The following is a 24,220-nucleotide window of genomic DNA, read 5'->3' as shown; positions in this document are numbered from 1 at the left end:
AAAAACGAATCACGTGAAAAACTTCTTGGCTTGCAGACATCAAGCTTGGAAGTTTCAAATATTCACTACATAACCTGGGAGGTAATATCATTGTCACAAGGCGAAAAAATTACAGTTACTGGCGGCGTATTGAATGTACCAAATAATCCAATTATCCCGTTTATCGAAGGGGACGGAATCGGTCCTGACATTTGGAAAGCAGCATCAAGAGTTCTTGAAGCAGCTGTAGAAAAAGCATATAAAGGTGAAAAGCAAATCACTTGGAAAGAAGTATATGCAGGTGAAAAAGCTTATAATAAAACGGGCGAGTGGCTTCCAGAGCAAACACTTGAAGACATTCGTGAATATTTAATCGCGATCAAAGGACCACTGACAACACCAATTGGCGGAGGAATTCGTTCATTGAACGTGGCACTAAGACAAGAGCTTGATTTATTCACATGCTTACGTCCAGTTCGCTGGTTCCAAGGCGTACCATCTCCTGTGAAACGTCCAGAAGACACAGACATGGTCATCTTCCGTGAAAACACTGAAGATATCTATGCAGGAATCGAGTATGCAAAAGGATCAGACGAAGTGAAGAAGTTAATCGACTTCTTGAAAAACGAATTAGGTGTGAATAAAATCCGTTTCCCAGAAACATCAGGTATCGGAATCAAACCAGTTTCTGAAGAAGGAACATCTCGTCTTGTCAGAGCAGCGATCCAATATGCGATTGACCAAGGCCGTAAATCTGTGACACTTGTTCACAAAGGAAACATCATGAAATTTACAGAAGGAGCCTTCAAAAACTGGGGCTACGAAGTGGCTGAAAAAGAGTTTGGCGACAAAGTCTTTACATGGGCACAATATGATCGTATTGTAGAACAAGATGGAAAAGATGCGGCAAACAAAGCGCAAAGTGAAGCAGAAGCTGCTGGCAAAATCATTGTCAAAGACAGCATTGCAGATATTTTCCTTCAACAAATTTTAACTCGTCCAGCTGAGTTCGATGTTGTCGCAACAATGAACTTAAACGGAGACTACATCTCTGATGCACTTGCAGCACAAGTTGGTGGAATTGGTATCGCACCTGGTGCAAACATCAACTACGAAACAGGACACGCTATTTTTGAAGCGACTCACGGAACAGCACCGAAATATGCTGGTCTTGATAAAGTGAATCCATCTTCTGTTCTTCTATCAGGCGTGCTTTTACTTGAGCACCTTGGATGGCAAGAAGCTGCTGATCTAGTGATTCAATCTGTTGAAAAAACAATTGCATCTAAAGTCGTCACGTACGATTTTGCTAGATTAATGGACGGTGCAACAGAAGTGAAATGTTCTGAGTTTGCTGACGAGCTCATCAAAAACTTGTCTTGATTCTTAAACTTTAAAGTTAAAGGGGAAAAAGGAAATGGCAAACAAGCGTAAAAAAGTATCTGTCATCGGAGCAGGCTTTACTGGAGCAACTACAGCATTTCTAACAGCTCAAAAAGAATTAGCGGATGTCGTATTAGTGGATATCCCTCAGCTTGAGAACCCGACAAAAGGGAAAGCACTTGACATGCTGGAAGCAAGCCCTGTTCAAGGCTTCGATGCGAATATTACAGGAACTTCTAACTACGAAGATACAGCCGGTTCTGATGTCGTGGTCATTACGGCAGGAATTGCAAGAAAGCCGGGAATGAGCCGTGACGACCTCGTGTCAACAAATGAAAAAATCATGCGCAGTGTGACACGTGAAATCGTTAAATATTCTCCAGAAGCGATCATTGTTGTGTTAACAAACCCTGTTGATGCAATGACATATGCAGTTTATAAAGAATCAGGATTACCAAAAGAAAAAGTCATCGGACAATCAGGAATTCTTGATACAGCACGTTTCCGTACGTTCGTTGCTCAGGAATTAAACCTATCTGTGAAAGATGTGACGGGCTTTGTTCTTGGCGGACATGGGGACGACATGGTTCCTCTCGTACGTTACTCTTACGCAGGCGGTATCCCGCTGGAAACATTAATTCCTAAAGAGCGAATTGATGCAATTGTTGAAAGAACAAGAAAAGGCGGCGGTGAAATCGTCAACCTATTAGGTAACGGTAGTGCGTATTATGCACCTGCTGCTTCACTCGTTGAAATGGTTGAGGCGATCTTAAAAGATCAACGCCGCGTCATGCCGACGATTGCATACCTTGAAGGTGAATATGGCTACGAAGGCATTTACCTTGGAGTTCCAACAATCGTAGGTGGAAACGGCCTTGAGCAGATCATCGAGCTTGAGCTGACAGAAGAAGAAAGAAGTCAGCTTGACCGTTCTGTTGAATCTGTAAAGAACGTCATGAAAGTATTGTCTTAATATGAATAAAAAAGAAGGCTTCTCGTAAGAGAAGTCTTCTTTCAGATTGTTGACAAAGGGCTAAAATGTTGTTTATTTTAGCCCTTTGTCTTCTTTTCAGCGTGATAGAAAACCTTTGCAGTCTAGGAAGGGCGAGTACTGGCGCGGAGCGAATTTGACATTCGTGAGCACCAGCGCGCAGGACTGACACCGAATGCGAGGGTTTGTCTACACGCTGAGAAGGCTTCTCGTATGAGGAGTCTTCTTTTTGTTTACAAAGCCAATCTTGTCGAAATTTTAAATTGTTCTCTTGTTAAGCTTTCGTTAAAATGAAAGAGAAAGCATGACTTCTCGCTTTTCACATAAGATACAAAAAAACGGATGCAGGGGAAATCACTAATTGGAGGCACAACATGAATAAAAAAATATTAGTTGTGGATGATGAAGAATCAATTGTAACACTTCTAAGCTATAACCTTGAAAGGGCGGGCTACGATGTCGTCACAGCAAGAGACGGAGAAGAAGCGCTTGAAAAAGCAGCAAGTGAACAGCCTGATCTGATTGTGCTTGATTTAATGCTTCCGAAAATGGACGGCATTGAAGTGTGCAAACAACTGAGAATTCAAAAAATGATGTTCCCTATTTTAATGCTGACAGCAAAGGACGATGAATTTGATAAGGTGCTCGGTCTTGAACTTGGAGCCGATGATTACATGACAAAACCTTTCAGTCCTAGAGAAGTGGGTGCTCGGGTAAAAGCCATTTTGAGAAGAGCACAGCAATCTCAGCCGGCTCCCGTGCAAGAAGAGAAGGAAGAGATCATTGCAGACCAAATCAAAATTGGAGAGCTGCGCATTTTACCTGAACATTACGAAGTCTATTTCCAAGAAGAACGTCTAGAGCTCACGCCAAAGGAATTTGAACTGCTTCTTTATTTGGCTAAGCATAAAGGCCGTGTCCTTACGCGTGATCTATTGTTAAGTGCGGTTTGGAATTATGACTTTGCAGGTGATACTCGTATTGTGGATGTGCATATCAGCCACTTGCGGGACAAAATTGAAAAGAACACGAAAAAACCAACATATATTAAAACCATTCGAGGCTTAGGCTACAAATTGGAGGAGCCAAAGCCAAATGAGTAAAGTGAGAACCCGCCTTTTTTCTGGGCTCATTTTTCTCCTGTTTATTGTGTTTGTTGCGCTTGGTCTTTTCTTGGATCATATGTTTCATATTTTCTATGAAACAAAATTAACCGAACGAATGGAAAAGGAATCGAGTTTTCTCCTTTCTTCAATGAATGTGGAAGATTTGAATGCGGAGCAAAACAAGAAGATTCTCAATCAAGCAAAGCAGCATCTCGATATGAATGCGTCGATTGTGGACGTGAAGGGGAATATCATACATACAACGGGTCAAGCAGAACAAAGGGCTGTCATTTTAAACACACTGAAAAGTGAGCAGCTCCAAACAAAAGGAACGTTCATTGAGGATGAGAAGGATGCGCTGTTTCATTATGCAGTTCCAATGATGAAACAAAACGAACCGGCGGGATATTTATTTCTTCATGCTTCATTCCAGCCTTTGAATGAGATTGATGGTCAGCTCTGGCTTGCATTAGCCTTTTGTCTTGGTTCAGCCATCATTATCATCGTCTTTTTTGGCTATCGCATGTCGATGAAGTATGTAAAGCCGATTGATTATGCCACAAAGGTGGCCAAACAGCTTGAACGAGGGAACTATGATACAAATAACTATGAAGAGCTGATCATTGAAACAAGTGAACTCAATACATCAATGAAGCGTCTGGCAGAAAGTCTTCAAGACATGACAAGCGCTGGCGAAATGCAGCGAGATCGTCTGCAAACAGTCATTGAAAACATTGGAGCGGGGATTATTTTGATTGATAAAATGGGCTATATCCACTTAGTCAATCGAACATTCCGCAAGCAATTCAAAGTGCAAAAACACATTTACATGCACAAGCTGTATCATGAAGCCTTTACCCATGAAGAGATTATTGAATTAATAGACGAAATTTTCATGACAGAAACCAAGGTCCGAAAGTTCTTACGTCTCGCTGTTGACATCGAGCGGCGTTATTTCCAAGTCGATGGTGTCCCGATCTTAAGTACAGACGATGAATGGAAAGGGATTGTTCTTGTCTTTCATGATGTGACAGAAACAAAGCAGCTAGAACAGATGCGAAAAGACTTTGTCGCTAACGTGTCACACGAATTAAAGACACCGATCACGTCCATTAAAGGCTTTTCTGAAACACTTCTGGATGGTGCTATTGACGACAAAGAAGCGCTGACACAATTTTTGTCCATCATCCTAAAAGAGAGTATTCGTTTAGAAACGCTCATCCAAGACTTACTTGATCTCTCGAAAATTGAACAGCAGCATTTTAAGCTGAATATTCAAGAAGCCAATGCGACAGAAATCATTCAAGAGATTGAAGTGCTGCTAAAACAAAAGGCTGCTGAAAAAGGCATTGACCTACAAGTGCGTGTCCCGAAAGAGCCGGTCTATGTCATGGCAGATCCGCTGAGATTAAAACAAATTTTCCTCAACCTGATCAATAATGCCCTCACCTATACACCAGAGGGAGGAAGTGTCACGATCACAGCAAGACAGAGGAAAGACAGCTATGAATTTGATGTAGCAGATACAGGGATCGGTATGAAAAAGAGTGAGATTCCAAGAATATTCGAGAGATTTTATCGAATTGATAAAGATAGAAGTAGAAACTCAGGCGGTACAGGGCTTGGTCTTGCCATTGTCAAACACCTTGTCGAAGCACATGAAGGAACGATTTCTGTTCATAGCAAACAAGGCAAAGGAACGACGTTTACCGTGAGTTTAAAGTCAAAATAGAGAAGAATGGAAAGTGGCGTTAAAATTTACATGATCTTTACAATGAATTCATGTTTTGTTAATCAATCATTGGTAGGATGAATAGGAACCCCTTCATCCAAGGAGCCAATTTTGGAAGGACGAAAACACTTGTTGTTTTCGTCCCTTTTTTATGCAGGCTCGTCTATTTTCTTTTCAAAATAAACTTTGATAAAATGAACATACAATGTGCGAAAGAGACGGCTGAGCCGGCTCAGTCGATGGAGGATTAAAAGATGACAGATCAAAAGAAATTAGTACTTGTGGATGGAAACAGTCTCGCTTATCGAGCTTTTTTTGCTTTACCGCTATTATCAAATGATAAAGGCGTACATACAAATGCCATTTATGGCTTTGCGATGATCTTAATGAAGATGCTGGAAGACGAGAAGCCGACTCATATGCTCGTAGCATTTGATGCGGGTAAAACCACCTTCCGTCACGAGACCTTTAAGGAATATAAAGGCGGAAGACAAAAAACTCCGCCAGAACTATCAGAACAAATGCCGTTCATCCGTGAGCTATTAGATGCTTATCAAGTGAAAAGGTACGAGCTTCCGCAATACGAGGCAGATGACATTATCGGCACACTGGCTGTAGAGGCAGAAAAGGACGGCTTTGAGGTCAAAATCTTCTCAGGAGATAAAGACTTAACGCAGCTTTCAACAGACCATACAACAGTAGCCATTACGAAAAAAGGGATCACAGAAGTAGAATATTACACACCGGCACATATTGAAGAGAAATACGGACTCAGGCCAGATCAAATCATCGACATGAAAGGGCTGATGGGAGACTCATCAGACAATATCCCGGGCGTGCCTGGTGTCGGTGAAAAAACAGCGATCAAATTACTAAAGCAGTTTGAAACGGTTGAAAATCTGCTTGATCATATTGACGAAGTCAGCGGGAAAAAGCTAAAAGAAAAGCTTGAAGAATATAAAGAACAAGCGGTGATGAGTAAAAAGCTGGCGACGATTCTCGTAGAAGCACCAATAGATGTATCAAGCAAAGAGCTCGCCTATGAAGGTCCTCACATGGAGCAGGTCATCTCGCTTTATAAAGAACTGGGCTTTCAAACACTGCTAGAGCGTTTAGGAGAAGCGCCAGAATCAGATGAACCAGTAGAAATAGACGAACTAGACGTGAAGAAAATGACAGATGTCACGGAGGACATGCTGACAGATCACGCTGCACTTGTGGTAGAACAGCTAGGAGACAATTATCACGAAGCCGATTTGATAGGGTTTGCGATCCATAATGAGAACGGTGCATTTTTTATGACAAAAGAAGATGCTCTGCAATCTGAAGCGTTTAAACAATGGGTACAGGATGAAACGAAGAAGAAATGGGTCTTTGATTCCAAAAGAGCGGTTGTTGCCCTCAGATGGCATGATGTCGATCTTAAAGGTGTCGATAACGATGTCCTGCTCGCTTCCTATGTGGTCAATCCGCAGAAATCCTATGAGGACGTTGCAAGTGTGGCGAAGGAATATGGCCTGAACATAGCCCTTTCCGATGAAAAAGTATACGGAAAAGGAGCGAAACAGGCAATTCCACCTGAAGAAGAGCTAAAAGACCATCTTGGAAGAAAAGCAGCAGCGATCTCAGCGCTGCATGATTTGACCCTTGAAGCGTTAGAAAAGAATGACCAGCATGAGCTGTATGAAGATTTAGAGTTGCCACTTGCCCTCATCTTAGGTGAAATGGAATCTCTTGGGGTAAAAGTGGATGTTGAACGTCTTCAGAAAATGGGTGAAGAACTCACGAAGAAGCTGAAGGAATATGAAGAAACCATTCATCGGTTAGCAGGAGAAACATTTAACATCAATTCACCGAAGCAACTTGGTGTGATTTTATTTGAAAAATTAGGACTGCCTGTTATCAAAAAAACCAAAACAGGCTACTCTACGTCTGCGGATGTCCTTGAAAAGCTTGAAGACAAGCACGAAATTATTCGGTCCATTCTGCATTACCGTCAAATAGGAAAGCTGCAATCTACTTATGTGGAAGGCTTAATGAAAGTGACGCGCAAAGATACGCATAAAGTGCACACAAGATTTAATCAGGCACTTACACAAACAGGAAGACTAAGCTCAACAGACCCAAACCTTCAAAACATCCCGATTCGTTTAGAAGAAGGCCGAAAAATTCGTCAAGCGTTCGTTCCGTCAAAAGAAGGCTGGCTCATGTTTGCAGCTGACTATTCTCAAATTGAGCTGCGTGTACTCGCGCACATTTCTCAAGATGAGAACTTGATTGAAGCCTTTACGCAAGATATGGATATTCACACGAAAACAGCAATGGATGTGTTCCATGTCTCAGAAGAAGAAGTGACTTCCTCTATGAGAAGACAGGCCAAAGCTGTCAACTTCGGAATCGTGTATGGAATTAGTGATTATGGACTGTCTCAAAACCTTGGGATTACAAGAAAAGAAGCAGCGGCCTTCATTGAACGTTATTTAACAAGCTTTAAAGGCGTGAAAACTTATATGGAAGACATCGTGCAGGAAGCAAAACAAAAAGGGTATGTGACCACGCTTCTTAAACGTAGACGATATATTCCAGATATCACAAGCCGTAATTTTAATGTGAAAAGCTTTGCGGAAAGAACGGCAATGAACACACCGATCCAAGGCAGTGCCGCCGATATCATCAAAAAAGCGATGATTGATATGGCACGAAAGTTAAAAGAAGAGAATCTGCAGGCAAATCTGTTATTGCAAGTGCACGATGAACTGATCTTTGAAGCGCCAAAAGAAGAAATCGCCATATTAGAAAAAATCGTCCCTGAAGTCATGGAAAGCGCACTTCAGCTCGATGTGCCGCTAAAAGTCGATTTCGCTTCAGGTCCATCTTGGTACGACGCAAAATAAAGAATAAAGAGAGAAAAAAGGAGCGAGGAGCATGCCGGAATTACCAGAGGTTGAGACCGTCCGGCGCACTCTTCAGCGGTTAGTCAAAGGAAAAACGATTGAAACGGTCGATATCAAATGGCCAAATATCATCAAACGTCCTGGGGAACCGGAAGAGTTCGCTAGAAGGATGGTAGGAGAAACCATTCAAACCATTGAAAGAAGAGGGAAGTTTCTACTCTTTCATTTAGACCACTATGTGATGGTCTCCCATTTAAGAATGGAAGGGAAATACCGTGTACATGAAACTGGTGAGCCTTATGATAAACATGTACACGTCGTCTTTACGTTCACAGATGGTACCGAACTTCGGTACCATGATGTCCGTAAATTTGGGACGATGCATCTATTTCAGCCAGGCGAAGAAGAAAAAGAACTTCCGCTATCACAGCTGGGATATGAACCTTTTTCAGACTCATTTACACCAGACTATTTATGGGAGCAATTAAAGAAAACCTCCCGCGTGGTCAAAACGGCTTTACTTGATCAAAAGATTGTGGTTGGCCTTGGTAATATTTATGTAGATGAAGTGCTGTTTAAATCAGGCATTCATCCAGAAACAAAAGCGAATCAGCTAAGTCTTGCATCTTGTAAGGTGCTCCACAAACATATTATTGATACGCTTCAAGTGGCTGTTGATGCAGGAGGTAGCACGATTCGTTCCTACATCAATTCACAAGGTGATATTGGGACTTTTCAATTACAGCTTCTTGTATATGACCGGCGGGGAGAACCTTGCCAGACGTGCGGCAGTATCATAGAAAAAACAGTGGTTGGAGGGCGCGGCACTCATTTTTGTGTGACCTGCCAAAAACGCCCTTCATAAAGGTAAGCCGTCAGCATGCTTCCTTTTTGCCATGCATACGATAAAAAACATTCTTTTTTCAGCAAGGTGTAGACTGACACACAGCCCACCTGCTCTTCATATAGTGAAGAAGAGTCTAAGGACGCCTAGAGACTCTTGATCATCGTTGCATGAACAGAAAGGAAGAGTACAGGTATGATTTCGTTTTCGCTTCTGTTTTTAGCTATTGCCGTCAGCATTGACAGCTTTTCTGTAGGTTTTACGTATGGTCTTCGCAAGATGAGAATTCCATTTAAAGCCATCGTTATTATTGCTTGCTGTTCAGGAATTGTGTTGCTCATTTCCATGCTGATTGGCAGCCTGCTCACGACATTCCTCCCTGTCTCAGTGACAGATAAACTGGGTGGAGGCATTTTAATTGCCATCGGACTTTGGGTTCTGTATCAATTTTATAAACCAGCGAAAGAGCGTGATTTGCTCCTTCATGAAAAAACACTTCTCAATGTAGAAGTGCAGTCTCTTGGGCTTGTCATTCATATTTTGCGAAAGCCTACAAGTGCAGATATTGACCGCTCTGGCACCATTAATGGAATGGAAGCGGTGCTTCTTGGAATTGCTTTATCCATCGATGCATTTGGTGCAGGGATTGGTGCAGCGATTCTTGGTTTTTCTCCAATTGTCATGAGCATCACGGTCGCTGTGATGAGTTCTCTTTTTGTATGCATCGGACTGCGTGCGGGTCATTATTTGGCCAATTGGCGCTGGATCGATAAACTCGCATGCTTACCAGGGCTGTTGCTCATTTTAATTGGGGTGTGGAAGCTGTAAAGGAGGAAACGAATTGACGCTCGTCATTGGATTAACAGGCGGGATTGCTAGCGGAAAAAGCACAGTCTCGCAGATGATAAAAGAAAAAGGCATTCGGGTGGTGGATGCTGATATCATTGCAAAAGAAGCGGTTTCTAAAGGATCGGCTGCCCTTCATCAAATCGTTCAAACTTTTGGTGAAGAGGTTCTTCTGCCAAATGGTGAACTGAACCGGCAGCAGCTTGGAACGATCATTTTTTCTGATGAAGAGAAAAGAAAACAGCTCAATGCCATCGTTCATCCTGAAGTCAGAAAGGAAATGCTTGAGCAGCGTGATGAAGGGGTGAGCAACAATGAAACATTTGTTGTGCTTGATATCCCGCTCCTATTCGAGAGCAAGCTGGAAGGGCTAGTCGACCGCATCATCGTTGTGTACACGACGCCTGAATTGCAGCTGTCGCGGCTCATGAATCGAAACGACCTGAGCGAGGAAGAAGCACTGAATCGCATTCAATCCCAGCAGTCTCTTGAGGAAAAATGCCAAAAAGCAGACCGTGTGATAGAAAACACAAAAGATCTTGCTTTTATTAGAAAGCAATTAGAGAACATATTAAACGAATGGGAACATACAGATAAGTAAGAGTACATACAGTACTCTTCTTTTTTTATGCTTTTTTCGTCAATTTCATTGCAAAGAACAGCCCTTTTTTGAAAATATACGTTTATATACTGGCAATTACATTCTAATGTGATATACTAATTTCATAAATAAATTTATTGAGTATAACACATAATAGAGGAGTGACCTGTTCATGAAGGTAAAAGCAGCGATCAATGGGTTTGGCAGAATTGGACGCATGGTCTTCAGAAAAGCAATGCTTGATGATCAAATTCAAATTGTAGCGGTGAACGCAAGCTATCCTGCCGAAACGCTAGCACATTTAATTAAATATGACACAAATCATGGACGTTACGAATGCGATGTGACAGCAGAAGATGACGCGTTGATTGTCAATGGCAAAAGAGTGCTTTTGCTCAATAATAGAGACCCAAAGCAGCTTCCATGGGGAGAGCTTGGGATTGATATCGTGATCGAAGCAACAGGGAAATTTAATTCAAAAGATCAAGCGATGGGCCATATAGATGCCGGAGCGAAAAAGGTCGTACTTACAGCTCCAGGTAAAAATGAAGACGTTACAATTGTAATGGGTGTCAATGAGGATGATCTTGATCCTGAAAAGCACGTCGTTATTTCAAACGCATCTTGTACAACAAACTGTTTAGCGCCAGTTGTCAAATTGTTAGATGATGAATTTGGCATCGACAACGGCTTAATGACAACGGTTCATGCTTATACAAATGATCAAAAAAATATCGACAACCCCCACAAGGATTTGCGCCGGGCAAGAGCATGTGCCCAGTCCATCATTCCAACGACGACGGGTGCCGCTAAAGCGCTTTCTTTAGTACTGCCGCACATGAAAGGGAAATTACATGGACTTGCACTTCGCGTACCGGTTTCAAATGTGTCGATGGTTGATCTTGTGGTCGACTTGAAAAAAGATGTCACGGCAGAAGAGGTCAATGCTGCCTTTGCAACGGCTTCAAAAACATCTCTTGCTGGCATATTAGATTACACCGATGAACCACTTGTCTCCACAGACTTTAACACAAACCCTTATTCTGCTGTCGTTGATGGACTCACAACGATGGTGATGGAAGGCAGAAAAGTAAAAGTTCTTGCATGGTATGACAATGAATGGGGCTATTCTTGCAGAGTGGTTGATCTTGTAAAGTTTGTTGGTTCACAGATGAAAGAGCTTTCAGCTGTTTGAAATGAAGAAGACTGAACGTCCCTTTTCAAGAAATGAGAGAAAATCCCACTAAAAACACAGCTTGCAAAATGGGTCTAAACAAAGTATACTATTTTTCGTGAACTTCTTGTTCGCAGACTCATTCGGGTATACTTAAAGGGTTAGGACCTCTTTGGACTAACTTTCCCCCGTGGTATATGTCCGGTCCGGCTGCTTAGAACTTCACTCTTTCATTCTTGTTTAAGGGGGGTCCATGATGGAAACAATCGGACGTCACGTTATCTCCGAGTTATGGGGATGCGACTGTGATAAACTGAACGACATGGATTTTATTGAAAAAACGTTTGTAAATGCAGCTTTGAAATCAGGAGCTGAAGTAAGAGAGGTTGCTTTTCACAAATTTGCACCTCAAGGAGTAAGTGGAGTTGTCATTATTTCTGAATCTCATCTGACAATTCACAGCTTTCCTGAACATGGTTATGCGAGCATAGATGTTTATACTTGCGGCGATCTAGATCCGAATATTGCAGCAGATCATATCGGAGATGAACTAGGTGCTGAAACAAGAGAAAACATCGAAATTCCTCGAGGCATGGGACCTGTACAAGTGAAACAGGCGCAAGCCAAAGCACTGTAAACATAAAAAAGATTGCAATGGGAGCTGGCCAAAAGCATTAAATGCCTTTGTGTTATGCTCCTTTTTATATTTGTTCCATACACGGGCATCCAGCATGATCCAACCTGTCTATACTTTTGTTCTAGGAAAACAAAGGTTTTTTTTATAAAATAAAGAAGAGGGTTTATGACAAAGGGGATACGTGTATGACTTTAGGACAAAAGCTCAAACGATTCATTTCAAATCATACAGAAACATCTGACCATCATCCAGTGTCAGAGCTGAAAAGCCATTACTACAAATCGACACAAACTCAAGTTTTTCAAGCGGTAGAAGCCGTTCTTTCAAGAAACGATTCCTATCAAGTGACATCTGTTTCAGCAGAACGAGGTGAAATCAGCGCAAACATACGAACGCCGAAAAAAGCTTTTCTCGTGGCGACTGTCATTTCAATTCGTCCTTTTGAAACAGCTGTCGATTTTAACGTGACAACAGAAACAGCACTGCCAACAGACTTTGGCTACAGTCAAAAGGCTGTTTTGTCCCTCTATAAAGAACTAGACAAACAACTTCCAAGAAGAGATCGGAGCTGATGAAATGAAATGTCCCACATGTCAGCACCTTGGCACAAGGGTGCTTGATTCAAGACCAGTAGATGAAGGGAAGTCCATCCGTCGGAGAAGAGAGTGTGAAAGCTGTCAATATCGCTTCACGACGTTTGAAAAATTAGAAGAATTGCCATTGATTGTGGTGAAAAAAGAAGGAATTCGAGAAGAATTCAGCCGGGAAAAGATGCTGAGAGGCCTCATCAAAGCGTGTGAAAAACGTCCTGTCGCTTTAAAACAGCTCGAGGATGTCTGCTTTAACATCGAGAAGGAATTGCGTAACCAAGGCATGTCAGAGGTGAAAAGCGAGCTTGTAGGGGAAATGGTGATGGACGAGCTGGCGAAAATTGATGAAGTGTCTTACGTCAGGTTTGCCTCGGTTTACCGTCAATTTAAAGATATCAATGTATTTATTGATGAATTAAAAGATTTATTAAAGAAAGAACGCTAAAAAAGAGCTGAAGATTCTTCATGCTCTTTTTCCTGCGTAAAGCGTAAAACGCAAAAAGAGTGTACAATGAAGACAACCGTATTAAGGGAGGATCAGCATATGACAGAGCATTGGAAGGAAGTGCTAGCCGTCGATCCGTATGTCGTCAAAAGCGCTTCATTGCTCGGTGACATCGATAGACAGCTTATTACTCTTTTATATCAGCCGCTTATTGGCATGTCCGCTTTCAGTTTATACATGACGCTGTGGGGAGAGCTGGAACAAAATCGAATGTGGGGGAAACCCGCACCTCACCGTCAGCTGATGGTGATGCTGCAAACGAATTTAAATGATATTTTTGAGGAGCGCTTAAAGCTTGAAGCGATCGGATTACTCCGCACATATGAACAGGAAACGGAAGAAGGCAGACTGTTTACATATGAGCTCGTGCCGCCGCTGAGACCGGATGAATTTTTCCAAGACGGTATGCTGAATGTCCTTTTGTATCATCGGGTAGAGAAAGCAAAATATATGCAGCTTCGTGATTATTTTTCTTATCCAGGAGTTCCTGCTGATGCAAAGAACATCTCCCGATCGTTTGAAGAAGTGTTTCACGTCTTGCAGCCAGGAGAGCGCAAGATGACAGAGGAAATCAATCAGGCGTCATCGCTTGACGAGGGCTACGAATATGTGACAGTTGGCTCAAGTCAGCCTGCACCGCTTTCAGATGAATCTTTTGATTTTGATCTATTGTTAGCAGGCATGTCGGATATGATGATTCCGAGAAAGGCTTTGACAAAGCAAGTGAAAGAGACAATTAAGAAGTTAGCGGTCGTCTATGGCATCACCCCACTGCAAATGCAAAATATTGTCGCAGGTGCCTGTGGTTCAGATCAGATGATATCAACTGAGGATCTGCGAAAAGCAGCGAGAGACTGGTATCAAATTGAATACAGAGGTGAACAGCCGAAGCTGATTGATCAAAAACAGCCAAGGCATTTACGTCACAATGTCACGCAGAATTCAGGTGCAGATGCGCCTGATGCGAAATTGATTGAAAAGCTTGATCATATTTCGCCTAGAGAGCTTCTAAAAGATATGGCAGATGGCATTGAGCCGACGTATGCAGACTTAAGAATTGTTGAAGATATTATGCTTGAGCAGCAGCTAGAGCCTGGGGTCATGAATGTCTTGATCTACTATACACTGCTAAAAACGGATATGAAGCTGTCCAAAACATATATGCAGAAAATTGCCGCCCACTGGGTGCGAAAGAAAATTAAAACCGTGGCAGCTGCTATGAAAATTGCCAAAGAAGAGAATAGGCAAATGACAGAATGGGCGCAGCAAAAAAATAAGCGTCAATCATATGGATCAGGAAAAGTGATCCGCGAGGAGAAGCTGCCTGACTGGATGAAAGAAGCTGAAACGAAAGAACAGCCAAAAGAACAGACAGATAACTTGTCTACAGAGGACCTCGAACGAGAAAAAGAAAAATTGTTAGATCAGTTTAATAATATGAAAAAGTACAATGCACATTAATGTGAGGTGAGATGGAGATGAAACCGATCGGTCGTTCATTTGATCAGCTAAAAGGGCGGGTAGATTTTCGCGTGAGATACAATCAGATTAAAGAAAGTGTCCTAGCTGATGAAGATGTAAAAGCTTTCTTAAAGGAGCATCAAGAGGACATCCAAGAAGACATGATCAATCGCAGCTTGAACAGGCTCTTTGAATATGTACAACAATCAAAGGGCTGTTCTTACTGCTTAGAGGAAGAGAATGTAAATGTCATTTTAGACGGGTATCACCCGAAGCTTGTGATCAAAGGTCAAAGCATTGATATTGAATATTCCCCTTGTCCTGTCAAACTGCGGCTTGATAGACAGAAAAAACAGCAAGAACTCATGAAAAGCATGTACATTCCGCAGAATGTTCTTCAAGCGACGTTTGCTGATTTAAATGTGGTTGGAAGACAAGAAGTCATTCAAAAAGTAGGTCAATTCCTGCAAAGTTATGATGAAACAGGTAAGGGGAAAGGCCTCTATTTACATGGAAAGTTTGGGGTCGGAAAAACATTTATTCTGGCAGCGATTGCGCAGCAGCTAGCGGTAAAAGAGTATCCATCTCTCCTTGTATACGTGCCTGAATTTGTGAGAGAGTTAAAAAATTCGTTAGCCGATCATACACTCGAAGAGAAGCTGAATATGGTCAAGTCTACACCGATTTTAATGCTTGATGATATTGGAGCAGAGTCGATGACAAGCTGGGTACGAGATGAACTTTTAGGAACAATCTTGCAATACCGCATGGCAGAGCAGCTGCCGACTTTTTTCTCTTCTAATTTCTCACCGAATGAGTTAAAGCATCACTTTACGTACTCGCAGCGCGGGGAAAAAGAAGAGGTGAAGGCAGCTCGATTAATGGAACGTATTCTCTACCTAGCTGAACCAGTTCTGCTTGAAGGGGAAAATCGCCGTCATTTATAAAAAGATAGGTCACGTGAAGGGGAGCGGATGAAATGAATAAAAGAAAATGGCTGCTTTTCCTCGTGATTGGCGTTCTAGCTGCTGTGCTATGGTGGCTCAACAAACAGCATCTTCAACTGTCGCCGAAAGATGTGAAGAATTGGATTCTTCAATTTGGGATGCTAGCTCCCTTTGTCTTTCTTTTCTTATCACTTTTTCGTCCATTTGTGCTTGTCCCTCTCACCGTCTTTTCATTAGCAGCAGGTTTGGCATTCGGCAGTGTGCTTGGGACCATTTATGCCTTAGCTGGTGCGACAGCAGGTGCAACAGGATCTTTCCTGCTTGCCTCAACCTTCCGTTCAAACAAGCAGGAAACCGAATCAAGCAATCGGAAGCTAAAAGCGGTGACGTCCCGTATTCAAGAGCATGGATTTCTTTATATCCTCTTATTACGCATCGCGCCCATTCACTTTGATTTTGTCAGTTATGCCGCAGCAGCTTCACGTGCGAATTATCGTGCATTTGCGGCGGCGACTTTTTTAGGATTGATACCTGGTACTGTGGCGTTAAATGTCCTTGGATCAAGCTTTGTAAGCGGAAATTATGCCGCCTTAGCGATTGTTTGTTTGATTTATTTGATCTTTATCTCAGTGCCACTGATTTTAAAAAGAAAGATGCCTGATTTATTTTAGGCGTCTATTTTTTATGTTCCCCCCATATATATGTAACAGATGTCGTTAGGGGGGACAAACATGCTTGAAATAATCTTTGAAGATGAATATGATACCGCCGCTTTTTTACATCTTGCTGAACACTTGGACAGTCGGCATCACATTTCGATTCAACAAGGGAAAGACCGGCTTCTCATAGAAGCGAAGAAATCAGGAGAAGCCATAGAGCACATTGTGCGGACATTACTGATTCACTTTTTTTTGGAATGCAAAGAAAATGAACGCATGCGCAGCATCCTTGAAAACACATACTTATTTAAAGATCCAGAAGAGCAGCACCAAATTCTTTCAATCGCCCATAGCATCATGAAAGGGGATCTAGATGATATTCCTGGAATTCATCAAGACCCACCGAGGGAGGATCTGTTAAAAAAAGAGCTTGAGACGATTTCTTTACAGAAAGGTGTTTTTTCCATTGGTTCATTTATGACATTTAGGCTCTCAGCGTATGACAGAAGGCTGAAGAACTATGTTGAAGTATCCATCGAAGAATATAAAATGGAACAAGAATATCAAAACTTTATTCAATCCCTTCGAGACTATGTGATGTCAAGAGAACCTAAGCTTGAAAAAGTACATGTTGTGCATCAGGACCGCCTGATGATTTGGGAATTTCGGTACGCTTCTGAGCGTGATCAAAAACAATACATAGACAGACAGTTTGTAAGAGAGCATCCAATGTATATTGATTCGCAGTTGATTGCACCGCTTGTATCCATTGCGCCACAAAAAATTGACCTATTTACAGATGATACAGGTCACTCGATGGTGCAAACCATTCAAAATATTTTTCAAGAAAGAGTTGAGGTATTCCCTTCTCATTCGTTTCAGGAACAGCATGTTCAATTTGTTCCTAGTCATTTGGAAAAGAAAAGTGAAAAGCTTTCTTGATTTTCACGAAAAAACGTTTTATAATACGGTGTAACTTCATACAGAGACCGTATTGATAAGGACATGAACAAATGAACACCCGCTTAAAGAGAGGGAAGCCGTGGCTGAAAGCTTCCTAGCAGAGGACCATTTGCTTTACCACCTTTGAACATCAGCTGTGAACTGTTTAGTAATAGCTGACGGGAATTCCCGTTATTGAACCACAAGCCGTATTTGCTTTTGACAAAGCAAGCTGCAAATACGGGAAAAAGGGTGGAACCACGATTCCGTTTATTCAACCTCGTCCCTTTCCAGGGGGCGGGGTTTTTATATTGCCAAAAAAAGGAGTGACTAGAGATGTCAGAACAAATTCAACTTACATTTCCAGATGGAGCAGTCAAGGAGTTTGACAAAACAGCTACAACAGAAGACATCGCGGCATCAATTAGCCCAGGCCTAAAGAAAAAAGCGCTTGCCGGTAAATTGAACGGCAAAGAAATAGATCTGCGTACGCCGCTGTTAGAAAGTGGAACAATCGAGATCATCACAGATAAGAGTGAAGAAGCGCTCGATATTATGCGCCACAGCACAGCGCATTTGCTTGCACAGGCAATCAAACGCATTTATGGAAAAGAGCATCACGTCCAGTTTGGCGTAGGCCCTGTCATCGAAAATGGCTTTTACTATGATGTCGACATCGATGTAGCGATTACACCTGAAGATTTACCAAAGATTGAAAAAGAAATGAAAAAAATCATTAACAGCAATTTGCCGATTGAGCGCATTGAAGTTTCAAGAGAAGAAGCGAAAGCACGCTTTGAAGCAATTGGCGATGAATTGAAGCTAGAGCTGTTAGAAGCAATCCCAGAAGGCGAAGCCGTCACAATTTATGAGCAAGGTGAATTCTTCGATCTATGCCGCGGTATTCACTTGCCGTCTACAGGGAAAATCAAAGAATTCAAGCTGTTAAGCCTTGCAGGTGCTTACTGGAGAGGCGACAGTAACAACCAAATGCTTCAGCGTATTTACGGAACAGCTTTCTTCAGCAAAGAAGAATTAAACGAGCATTTACGTCTGCTTGAAGAAGCAAAAGAGCGTGATCACCGTAAACTAGGCAAAGAATTGAAACTGTTTGCGAACTCTCAAAAAGTGGGCCAAGGTCTTCCGCTTTGGCTGCCAAAAGGGGCCACAATTCGCCGCGTCATTGAGCGTTATATTGTTGATAAAGAAGTACGCCTTGGTTATGAGCATGTGTATACACCCGTTCTTGCGAGTGTAGAATTGTACAAAACATCAGGCCACTGGGCGCATTATCAAGAAGACATGTTCCCAGTCATGGAAATGGACAACGAAGATCTTGTTCTCCGTCCAATGAACTGTCCGCACCATATGATGATTTATAAAAATGAACCGCATAGCTATCGTGAACTGCCAATTCGGATTGCAGAGCTTGGTACAATGCACCGCTATGAAATGTCAGGTGCTTTATCCGGCCTTCAGCGTGTTCGCGGGATGACATTAAACGATGCCCATATCTTTGTTCGTCCAGATCAAATCAAAGACGAATTCATTCGTACAGTTCGCCTAATTGAAGAAGTGTATCAAGACTTTGGCTTGAATGACTACACATTCCGCTTATCTTACCGTGATCCAGAAGATACTGAGAAGTATTTTGACGATGATGCAATGTGGAATAAAGCACAGTCTATGCTGAAAGATGCAATGGACGAGCTTGGACATGACTACTATGAAGCAGAAGGCGAAGCGGCATTTTATGGTCCGAAGCTTGACGTCCAAGTAAAGACAGCTCTTGGAAAAGAAGAGACTTTGTCTACTGTACAGCTAGACTTCTTACTTCCAGAGCGTTTCGATCTCACATATATCGGAGAAGATGGAAAACACCATCGTCCAGTTGTCATTCATAGAGGAGTTGTGTCCACAATGGAACGCTTCGTTGCCTTCTTAATTGAAGAATACAAAGGAGCTCTTCCAACATGGCTGGCACCTGTACAATTCCAAGTCATCCCGGTTTCACCATCTGTCCATCTAGATTACGCAAAAAAAGTGCAAGAACGTTTGCAGCTTGAAGGACTGCGTGTAGAACTAGACAGTCGTGATGAAAAAATCGGATACAAAATTAGAGAAGCGCAAATGCAAAAGATTCCGTACATGCTAGTTGTCGGTGATCAAGAAGCAGAAAATGGCGCGGTCAATGTAAGAAAATATGGGGAACAAGATTCAGAAACAATGGACCTCGAAGCTTTTGTGAAACATGCAGTCGCAGAAGCAAAAAAATAATGAAGGCAAACGAAACAGTCAGTGATCTCATCTATTGAGGTTGCTGGCTTTTTTCTTATGGAAAAAAATTCTCCACTAGTGATCCATTTGCGCAAATGATACGTTTAGATAGTACGAAAGTATGGGTAAGTATGTACTATTAGAGAGAGGCAAATTGGGGGAATGAAAGCGATGATTCAAACAACAAACACTTCATCAACACAAGTATTGGAGCAATCAGCTGTGCTTCGTGCGTTAGAGCACTCACTGGCGATGATTGAATTTGATGTCACAGGTAAGGTCCTATGGGTCAATGATATTTTTGCAAAAGCCATGAAATATTCAAAGGAAGAAATGATTGGTTTAAAGCATAGACAGTTTTGTCCTCCGCATATTGCAGAAGACGCAAGTTATCAAATGTTTTGGAAGCGTTTGAAGAATGGTCAAGTGTTTCAGGAAAAGGTGCAGCGGATCACGAAGTACGGTGACACCTTATGGCTTGAAGCGACGTATACACCAGTGCTCAATGAAGAGGGGAACGTAGTGGCTGTCGTGAAAGTGGCAACAGATATTACGGAGAGAGAAAACACAATGAAGCAGGTAGTAGAAGACCTAAAAGATATGTCTGCAAAATTAATGGAGCGAGCGGAAATCGGCATCCAGCATAGTCAAAGTGTAAATGCTTCTTTTGAACATATCGCGAGTGAAACGGATCAAAACATGAGTTTGCTAGAAGGGTTAACAGAGCAGGTGGAGTCGATCAGCTCAATTGCTACAACGATTAACAGTATCGCTTCCCAAACACAGCTGCTCGCATTGAACGCGGCCATAGAAGCTGCGCATGCGGGTTCCTATGGAAATGGCTTTAGTGTCGTCGCGGCAGAAATCCGTAAGCTTGCGACAGATTCAAAGGAAGCGATTGTAAAGGTGGATCGTTATGTGAAGGCGATCCATTTAGAAGTTGAAAAGGTCAGCAACGGAACAAGCCGTGCAAAGACAAGCGTGTTTACAAACCGGGATCTTGTCAAGCAAGCAAGCGAGGAATTCATGAATGTAGGAGAAGCAGCACGCGGCTTAGATCGTCAAGCACAAAGTTTAGCAGCAATTGTATAGCCGAAAACGAAAAAACACCAATCTCGATCAGGAGAAGGGTGTTTTTCCTATGGTTTATTTTAAAATATCAAACAATTCGTGTAAGTCTTTAATTTCATAATCTGGTGTCACATCTGTTTCATTTTTCTTGCCATGACGATTGATCCAAACGGTTTGGATGCCAGCGCGAGAAGCGCCGAGAATATCTGTTTTTGGATTATCTCCTACCATGATGACGTCATCTTTTGTGAGATTTAACAGCTGAAGGCAGTGCTCAAAGATGCCAGGATCAGGCTTTCCTTTTCCGTAATCTCCTGAAATCACAATTTCATTAAAGTAAGGGGCAAGTTCCGGAACACCTGCAAGTTTTTCTTTTTGCAGACTAGGATCTCCATTTGTTAAAAGAAGTAATTCATAGCTCCCCTTCAGGCGCTCTAAAACAGGATACGTTTCTTCATAGACATACGGGCGTTTTCTGCGCTCTGCTGCAAAGAAGTCTGCTAAGTATTGACCAAATGCTTCATCGTCAATTCCTGCCTCTTTTAAGCCGTTCGTCCAAGCATTTTTGCGATACTCTGGTGCAAGGGCGTTCAGCTTTTGAAAGCCTTCGCTAATCGGCTCACTAAAATTAGACCACAGTCCTTCAAAAGGATTAATGCCAATCATGACAGTATAATCATATGTTTCATAAGAAGAGTACAGCTTTCTTGCTTCTTCACGTACAATCTGTTCAAACGATTCTGGATCAAGTCCATATTTCTTTTCCGCTTCCCTGCATGTTTCCTGAAAAGTGGTATGAATGCTTTTTTCATCCCAAAGCAAAGTATCATCTAAATCGAAAAATACGGCTTTCATGATCTTCTCCCTTGTTATGTATGTAGTTACCCTCAATTGCATGTGACAGGCTCATGTTCATTTTACAATAGAAGTTTTAGAGTTTAAATAGATTATTTAGTAATAAAAAAAGTGCACAAAAATGTGCACTCTTACATTATTTTGATAAATCAATGGTCTTATACTTACCGCCAGTCCATCCTAATCCTGATGAGACTTGAAGTGAGAATTTCTTTTCGTTTGGAACTTCAAAAGCAATTCTACCTTTTTTAGATAATTTAGGATTTATTTGTTTTAAGAAGAAACTTGAATCCGTATCATTTACATACATATTATTTGTTGCAAGTGATTTGTATTCTGTGCCGTCTTTGCCAATTAACCTGAACATCTCAGTATCTACCATTCTACCTTTTTTACCTGTATTTTTGACCGTTACTTCAACAATTACAAATTTGCCGTCTGTCGTTACATCGCTCAAATACTGTTTTTGCAAAGATTTCGCTTCTGTTACGCTGTTTACTTGATAAGTAAAGTCTTCGACTGCTACTTTATCTCCAATTTTATGCGTTTTTTCTTTATCATTTTTCTTTTCGCTACTCGTTACTGCATTTTTAGAACCAGTATTTGATGTATTATCTTTTTTGCTGCCGCCCCCAGCCATACAAGATACAAAGATAATAATCAAAATGAGAATAATGATACTAAGACACCCAATCTTAAAAAACTTTTTCAAATAAATCCCCTACTTTTCCTTATTTTATTAAATGAATTTGAATACTTCTCCAATGATAAGTCTAAAGAATTATAAAATCAATCATTTTTTTGAAAAAATAGATATAATATCCTTTTTTATATGGAATATGATTTATATTTTGGTTTATTTTATATATACAACTTGATTTATATCGGTGTGTTAATGAAATATTGAAGGAATTGAACAGACTTTATTTTCTTTTTAAATAAGTCTTGTCCAAATCGTTTCGTCATGCTAAAATGAAAAAGTTGTTTCAAGAGTTCGGTTACTTGACGGACAAATGAAAATTGTGTAGAATAGTTAACGAATTGAATAGATATCACAAGCAGAAGCACCCGCTTCTCACCTGATTGACACATGTTTGTAGTTGACAGGTTGACCGTACATTTATTTTTTCATGCAAATGTTCGCAGTGTGGGTGTTTTATATGCCCACACTTTTTGTTTGCCTGTAAAACATACAACGAAATGGTCAAAATGAATTGTGAACTCAATTCAAAATCTCATGGAGGTGGCTCACTATTAGCAAAGATCAATTAGTTAATGAAGGTATTCGTGCGCGTGAAGTTCGTTTGATCGGACAAAATGGCGATCAGCTTGGGATTAAAACCCGCCAGGAAGCTCTGGAAATTGCTACGAAAGCCAATCTTGACCTTGTGTTAGTTGCTGCAAATGCAAAACCACCTGTTTGCCGAATCATGGACTATGGTAAGTTCCGATTCGAACAACAGAAGAAGGAAAAAGAGGCACGTAAGAATCAAAAAATCATTAGCTTAAAAGAAGTTCGGTTGAGCCCGACAATCGATGAACATGATTTTAACACGAAGCTCCGTAATGCAATCAAATTCCTTGAAAAGGGAGATAAAGTGAAAGCTTCTATCCGCTTTAAAGGCCGTGCGATTACGCATAAAGAAATCGGACAGCGCGTGTTAGACCGTTTCTCTGAAGCTTGCGCTGAAGTAGCAACAGTAGAAACAAAACCTAAGATGGACGGACGCAGCATGTTCCTCATGCTTGCACCAAAAGTCGAAAAGTAAAAGTAACAGAGGGAGGAAACATCCAATGCCAAAAATGAAAACTCACCGCGGATCTGCTAAACGTTTCAAAAAAACAGGTTCTGGTAAACTTAAACGTTCTCATGCGTACACAAGTCACTTGTTCGCTAACAAATCTACAAAGCAAAAACGTAAATTGCGTAAGAGCGCAATCGTAAGTGCTGGAGATTTCAAACGTATCAAACAACAACTTGCAAACATCAAGTAATCTGGAATAGGAAACATAGGAGGGAATTACAATGCCAAGAGTAAAAGGCGGAACTGTGTCGCGTCAGCGTCGTAAAAAGGTTCTTAAATTAGCAAAAGGTTATTTCGGTTCAAAACATAGATTATATAAAGTAGCAAACCAACAGGTGATGAAATCTGGAAACTACGCTTTCCGTGACCGTCGTCAGAAAAAACGTGACTTCCGTAAACTATGGATCACTCGTATCAATGCTGCAGCTCGTATGAACGGTCTTTCTTACAGCCGTTTAATGCATGGCTTAAAGCTTTCTGGTATCGAAGTAAACCGCAAAATGCTTGCTGATCTTGCTGTGAATGACCTAAACGCATTCAACCAGCTTGCTGATGCTGCAAAAGCACAACTAGACAAGTAAGTTATATAAAAGATCATTCCGCCAAGGAGTGATCTTTTTTTCTCATCATGTGAGGTGAAATCAATGAATATTGCTCTGATCGTGCTGCTCATCTTGGTCAATGTCTATGGGTTTTGTCTCATGGGAGAGGATAAACGCCGGGCGAAAGCACACAAATGGAGAATATCAGAAGCGCACTTATGGAGTGCCGCAGTACTTTTTGGTGCTGCTGGGTCATTTCTTGGCATGCAGTATTTCCGCCATAAAACGAAGCATCCTGCCTTTCAAATGGGTATGCCTGCTTTAATTGTTGTCCAATTGGTGATATTGGTCTATCTCAATCTCATCTGAAAAGGAGCAG

General features: G+C 41.5%; 24 protein-coding genes and 2 other annotated features. Of the genes, 22 read left to right on the top strand and 2 right to left on the bottom strand.

The window, feature by feature from the left end:
• Positions 1-90: 90 nt before the first annotated feature.
• The 18 genes from icd (at position 91) to V7L95_RS01110 (ending at position 20,660) form a co-directional block, all read left to right on the top strand.
• A complete protein-coding gene (icd, locus tag V7L95_RS01195; protein WP_008346060.1) occupies positions 91-1,362 on the top strand; it encodes an NADP-dependent isocitrate dehydrogenase in 1,272 nt (423 codons plus the stop codon).
• Between the two features lie 34 nt (positions 1,363-1,396).
• A complete protein-coding gene (gene mdh / locus V7L95_RS01190; RefSeq protein ID WP_007501693.1) occupies positions 1,397-2,335 on the top strand; it encodes a malate dehydrogenase in 939 nt (312 codons plus the stop codon).
• 392 nt (positions 2,336-2,727) lie between these two features.
• Positions 2,728-3,456 (top strand): response regulator transcription factor, encoded by a 729-nt coding sequence (locus tag V7L95_RS01185; protein WP_340967820.1) that lies wholly within the window; start codon positions 2,728-2,730, stop codon positions 3,454-3,456.
• On the top strand, positions 3,449-5,191 hold the full coding sequence (locus V7L95_RS01180; protein ID WP_017358268.1) for an ATP-binding protein: 1,743 nt from the start codon (positions 3,449-3,451) through the stop codon (positions 5,189-5,191). The genes V7L95_RS01185 and V7L95_RS01180 overlap by 8 nt, the downstream gene beginning before the upstream one ends.
• A 254-nt stretch (positions 5,192-5,445) precedes the next feature.
• Positions 5,446-8,085, top strand: coding sequence for a DNA polymerase I (gene polA, locus V7L95_RS01175; protein ID WP_017358267.1), 2,640 nt, complete (start codon positions 5,446-5,448; stop codon positions 8,083-8,085).
• A gap of 31 nt (positions 8,086-8,116) precedes the next feature.
• Positions 8,117-8,950 (top strand): DNA-formamidopyrimidine glycosylase, encoded by an 834-nt coding sequence (gene mutM, locus V7L95_RS01170; protein WP_007501686.1) that lies wholly within the window; start codon positions 8,117-8,119, stop codon positions 8,948-8,950.
• 174 nt (positions 8,951-9,124) lie between these two features.
• On the top strand, positions 9,125-9,757 hold the full coding sequence (gene ytaF / locus V7L95_RS01165; RefSeq protein WP_007501684.1) for a sporulation membrane protein YtaF: 633 nt from the start codon (positions 9,125-9,127) through the stop codon (positions 9,755-9,757).
• Positions 9,758-9,770: 13 nt separating this feature from the next.
• Positions 9,771-10,376, top strand: coding sequence for a dephospho-CoA kinase (gene coaE / locus V7L95_RS01160; protein WP_340967818.1), 606 nt, complete (start codon positions 9,771-9,773; stop codon positions 10,374-10,376).
• Between the two features lie 172 nt (positions 10,377-10,548).
• Entirely contained in the window at positions 10,549-11,571 is a 1,023-nt protein-coding gene (locus tag V7L95_RS01155; RefSeq protein WP_008346043.1) for a glyceraldehyde-3-phosphate dehydrogenase, read from the top strand.
• Between the two features lie 235 nt (positions 11,572-11,806).
• Complete coding sequence (gene speD, locus V7L95_RS01150) at positions 11,807-12,187, top strand: adenosylmethionine decarboxylase (protein ID WP_003216492.1); 381 nt, start codon at positions 11,807-11,809, stop codon at positions 12,185-12,187.
• A gap of 185 nt (positions 12,188-12,372) precedes the next feature.
• On the top strand, positions 12,373-12,759 hold the full coding sequence (locus V7L95_RS01145) for a hypothetical protein (RefSeq protein WP_017358264.1): 387 nt from the start codon (positions 12,373-12,375) through the stop codon (positions 12,757-12,759).
• Between the two features lie 4 nt (positions 12,760-12,763).
• A complete protein-coding gene (gene nrdR, locus V7L95_RS01140; protein WP_003216720.1) occupies positions 12,764-13,222 on the top strand; it encodes a transcriptional regulator NrdR in 459 nt (152 codons plus the stop codon).
• Positions 13,223-13,321: 99 nt separating this feature from the next.
• Positions 13,322-14,743, top strand: coding sequence for a replication initiation and membrane attachment family protein (locus V7L95_RS01135; RefSeq protein ID WP_017367826.1), 1,422 nt, complete (start codon positions 13,322-13,324; stop codon positions 14,741-14,743).
• Between the two features lie 17 nt (positions 14,744-14,760).
• On the top strand, positions 14,761-15,690 hold the full coding sequence (gene dnaI, locus V7L95_RS01130; protein WP_008346034.1) for a primosomal protein DnaI: 930 nt from the start codon (positions 14,761-14,763) through the stop codon (positions 15,688-15,690).
• Positions 15,691-15,722: 32 nt separating this feature from the next.
• Entirely contained in the window at positions 15,723-16,361 is a 639-nt protein-coding gene (locus tag V7L95_RS01125) for a TVP38/TMEM64 family protein (RefSeq protein WP_007501676.1), read from the top strand.
• Positions 16,362-16,421: 60 nt separating this feature from the next.
• On the top strand, positions 16,422-17,291 hold the full coding sequence (ytxC, locus tag V7L95_RS01120) for a putative sporulation protein YtxC (RefSeq protein WP_039168873.1): 870 nt from the start codon (positions 16,422-16,424) through the stop codon (positions 17,289-17,291).
• Between the two features lie 43 nt (positions 17,292-17,334).
• Positions 17,335-17,582: a binding site (T-box leader), on the top strand.
• Between the two features lie 45 nt (positions 17,583-17,627).
• Complete coding sequence (gene thrS / locus V7L95_RS01115) at positions 17,628-19,568, top strand: threonine--tRNA ligase (RefSeq protein WP_007501674.1); 1,941 nt, start codon at positions 17,628-17,630, stop codon at positions 19,566-19,568.
• A gap of 171 nt (positions 19,569-19,739) precedes the next feature.
• Positions 19,740-20,660 (top strand): methyl-accepting chemotaxis protein, encoded by a 921-nt coding sequence (locus tag V7L95_RS01110; RefSeq protein WP_113747287.1) that lies wholly within the window; start codon positions 19,740-19,742, stop codon positions 20,658-20,660.
• A 54-nt stretch (positions 20,661-20,714) separates the two neighbouring features.
• On the opposite strand, the gene V7L95_RS01105 is transcribed toward V7L95_RS01110, so the two are convergent.
• Both V7L95_RS01105 and V7L95_RS01100 read right to left on the bottom strand, forming a co-directional pair.
• On the bottom strand, positions 20,715-21,494 hold the full coding sequence (locus tag V7L95_RS01105; protein ID WP_039964096.1) for an HAD family hydrolase: 780 nt from the start codon (positions 21,492-21,494) through the stop codon (positions 20,715-20,717).
• A 136-nt stretch (positions 21,495-21,630) separates the two neighbouring features.
• Positions 21,631-22,206: a DUF4352 domain-containing protein gene (locus V7L95_RS01100; RefSeq protein ID WP_025207763.1), complete on the bottom strand. Its 576-nt coding sequence runs from the start codon at positions 22,204-22,206 to the stop codon at positions 21,631-21,633.
• A gap of 338 nt (positions 22,207-22,544) precedes the next feature.
• Positions 22,545-22,676 (top strand) — a sequence feature (ribosomal protein L20 leader region).
• Positions 22,677-22,747: 71 nt separating this feature from the next.
• Between V7L95_RS01100 and infC the strand changes: the two genes are divergently transcribed.
• From infC to V7L95_RS01080, 4 genes are all read left to right on the top strand, one after another.
• Positions 22,748-23,263, top strand: a complete 516-nt coding sequence (gene infC, locus V7L95_RS01095; RefSeq protein WP_024718649.1) for a translation initiation factor IF-3 — start codon at positions 22,748-22,750, stop codon at positions 23,261-23,263.
• 25 nt (positions 23,264-23,288) lie between these two features.
• Positions 23,289-23,489 (top strand): 50S ribosomal protein L35, encoded by a 201-nt coding sequence (gene rpmI, locus V7L95_RS01090; RefSeq protein WP_003216324.1) that lies wholly within the window; start codon positions 23,289-23,291, stop codon positions 23,487-23,489.
• A 31-nt stretch (positions 23,490-23,520) separates the two neighbouring features.
• On the top strand, positions 23,521-23,880 hold the full coding sequence (gene rplT / locus V7L95_RS01085; RefSeq protein WP_007501659.1) for a 50S ribosomal protein L20: 360 nt from the start codon (positions 23,521-23,523) through the stop codon (positions 23,878-23,880).
• A 63-nt stretch (positions 23,881-23,943) separates the two neighbouring features.
• Positions 23,944-24,210 (top strand): DUF1294 domain-containing protein, encoded by a 267-nt coding sequence (locus V7L95_RS01080; RefSeq protein ID WP_008346019.1) that lies wholly within the window; start codon positions 23,944-23,946, stop codon positions 24,208-24,210.
• Positions 24,211-24,220: the final 10 nt, after the last annotated feature.

This window comes from Bacillus sp. PPSBB_11 (assembly GCF_038023285.1).
Taxonomy (GTDB): domain Bacteria; phylum Bacillota; class Bacilli; order Bacillales; family Bacillaceae; genus Bacillus; species Bacillus altitudinis.
This window is presented reverse-complemented; position numbering and strand designations above follow the sequence as displayed.

Excerpts from the sequence above, each read along its gene's own strand:
- mdh (WP_007501693.1), top strand. The coding sequence starts at position 1,397 with ATGGCAAACAAGCGTAAAAAAGTATCTGTCATCGGAGCAGGCTTTACT.
- V7L95_RS01185 (WP_340967820.1), top strand. The coding sequence starts at position 2,728 with ATGAATAAAAAAATATTAGTTGTGGATGATGAAGAATCAATTGTAACA.
- V7L95_RS01180 (WP_017358268.1), top strand. The coding sequence starts at position 3,449 with ATGAGTAAAGTGAGAACCCGCCTTTTTTCTGGGCTCATTTTTCTCCTG.
- polA (WP_017358267.1), top strand. The coding sequence starts at position 5,446 with ATGACAGATCAAAAGAAATTAGTACTTGTGGATGGAAACAGTCTCGCT.
- mutM (WP_007501686.1), top strand. The coding sequence starts at position 8,117 with ATGCCGGAATTACCAGAGGTTGAGACCGTCCGGCGCACTCTTCAGCGG.
- ytaF (WP_007501684.1), top strand. The coding sequence starts at position 9,125 with ATGATTTCGTTTTCGCTTCTGTTTTTAGCTATTGCCGTCAGCATTGAC.
- V7L95_RS01155 (WP_008346043.1), top strand. The coding sequence starts at position 10,549 with ATGAAGGTAAAAGCAGCGATCAATGGGTTTGGCAGAATTGGACGCATG.
- speD (WP_003216492.1), top strand. The coding sequence starts at position 11,807 with ATGGAAACAATCGGACGTCACGTTATCTCCGAGTTATGGGGATGCGAC.
- V7L95_RS01145 (WP_017358264.1), top strand. The coding sequence starts at position 12,373 with ATGACTTTAGGACAAAAGCTCAAACGATTCATTTCAAATCATACAGAA.
- nrdR (WP_003216720.1), top strand. The coding sequence starts at position 12,764 with ATGAAATGTCCCACATGTCAGCACCTTGGCACAAGGGTGCTTGATTCA.
- V7L95_RS01135 (WP_017367826.1), top strand. The coding sequence starts at position 13,322 with ATGACAGAGCATTGGAAGGAAGTGCTAGCCGTCGATCCGTATGTCGTC.
- dnaI (WP_008346034.1), top strand. The coding sequence starts at position 14,761 with ATGAAACCGATCGGTCGTTCATTTGATCAGCTAAAAGGGCGGGTAGAT.
- V7L95_RS01125 (WP_007501676.1), top strand. The coding sequence starts at position 15,723 with ATGAATAAAAGAAAATGGCTGCTTTTCCTCGTGATTGGCGTTCTAGCT.
- ytxC (WP_039168873.1), top strand. The coding sequence starts at position 16,422 with ATGCTTGAAATAATCTTTGAAGATGAATATGATACCGCCGCTTTTTTA.
- thrS (WP_007501674.1), top strand. The coding sequence starts at position 17,628 with ATGTCAGAACAAATTCAACTTACATTTCCAGATGGAGCAGTCAAGGAG.
- V7L95_RS01110 (WP_113747287.1), top strand. The coding sequence starts at position 19,740 with ATGATTCAAACAACAAACACTTCATCAACACAAGTATTGGAGCAATCA.
- V7L95_RS01105 (WP_039964096.1), bottom strand. The coding sequence starts at position 21,494 with ATGAAAGCCGTATTTTTCGATTTAGATGATACTTTGCTTTGGGATGAA.
- rpmI (WP_003216324.1), top strand. The coding sequence starts at position 23,289 with ATGCCAAAAATGAAAACTCACCGCGGATCTGCTAAACGTTTCAAAAAA.
- rplT (WP_007501659.1), top strand. The coding sequence starts at position 23,521 with ATGCCAAGAGTAAAAGGCGGAACTGTGTCGCGTCAGCGTCGTAAAAAG.
- V7L95_RS01080 (WP_008346019.1), top strand. The coding sequence starts at position 23,944 with ATGAATATTGCTCTGATCGTGCTGCTCATCTTGGTCAATGTCTATGGG.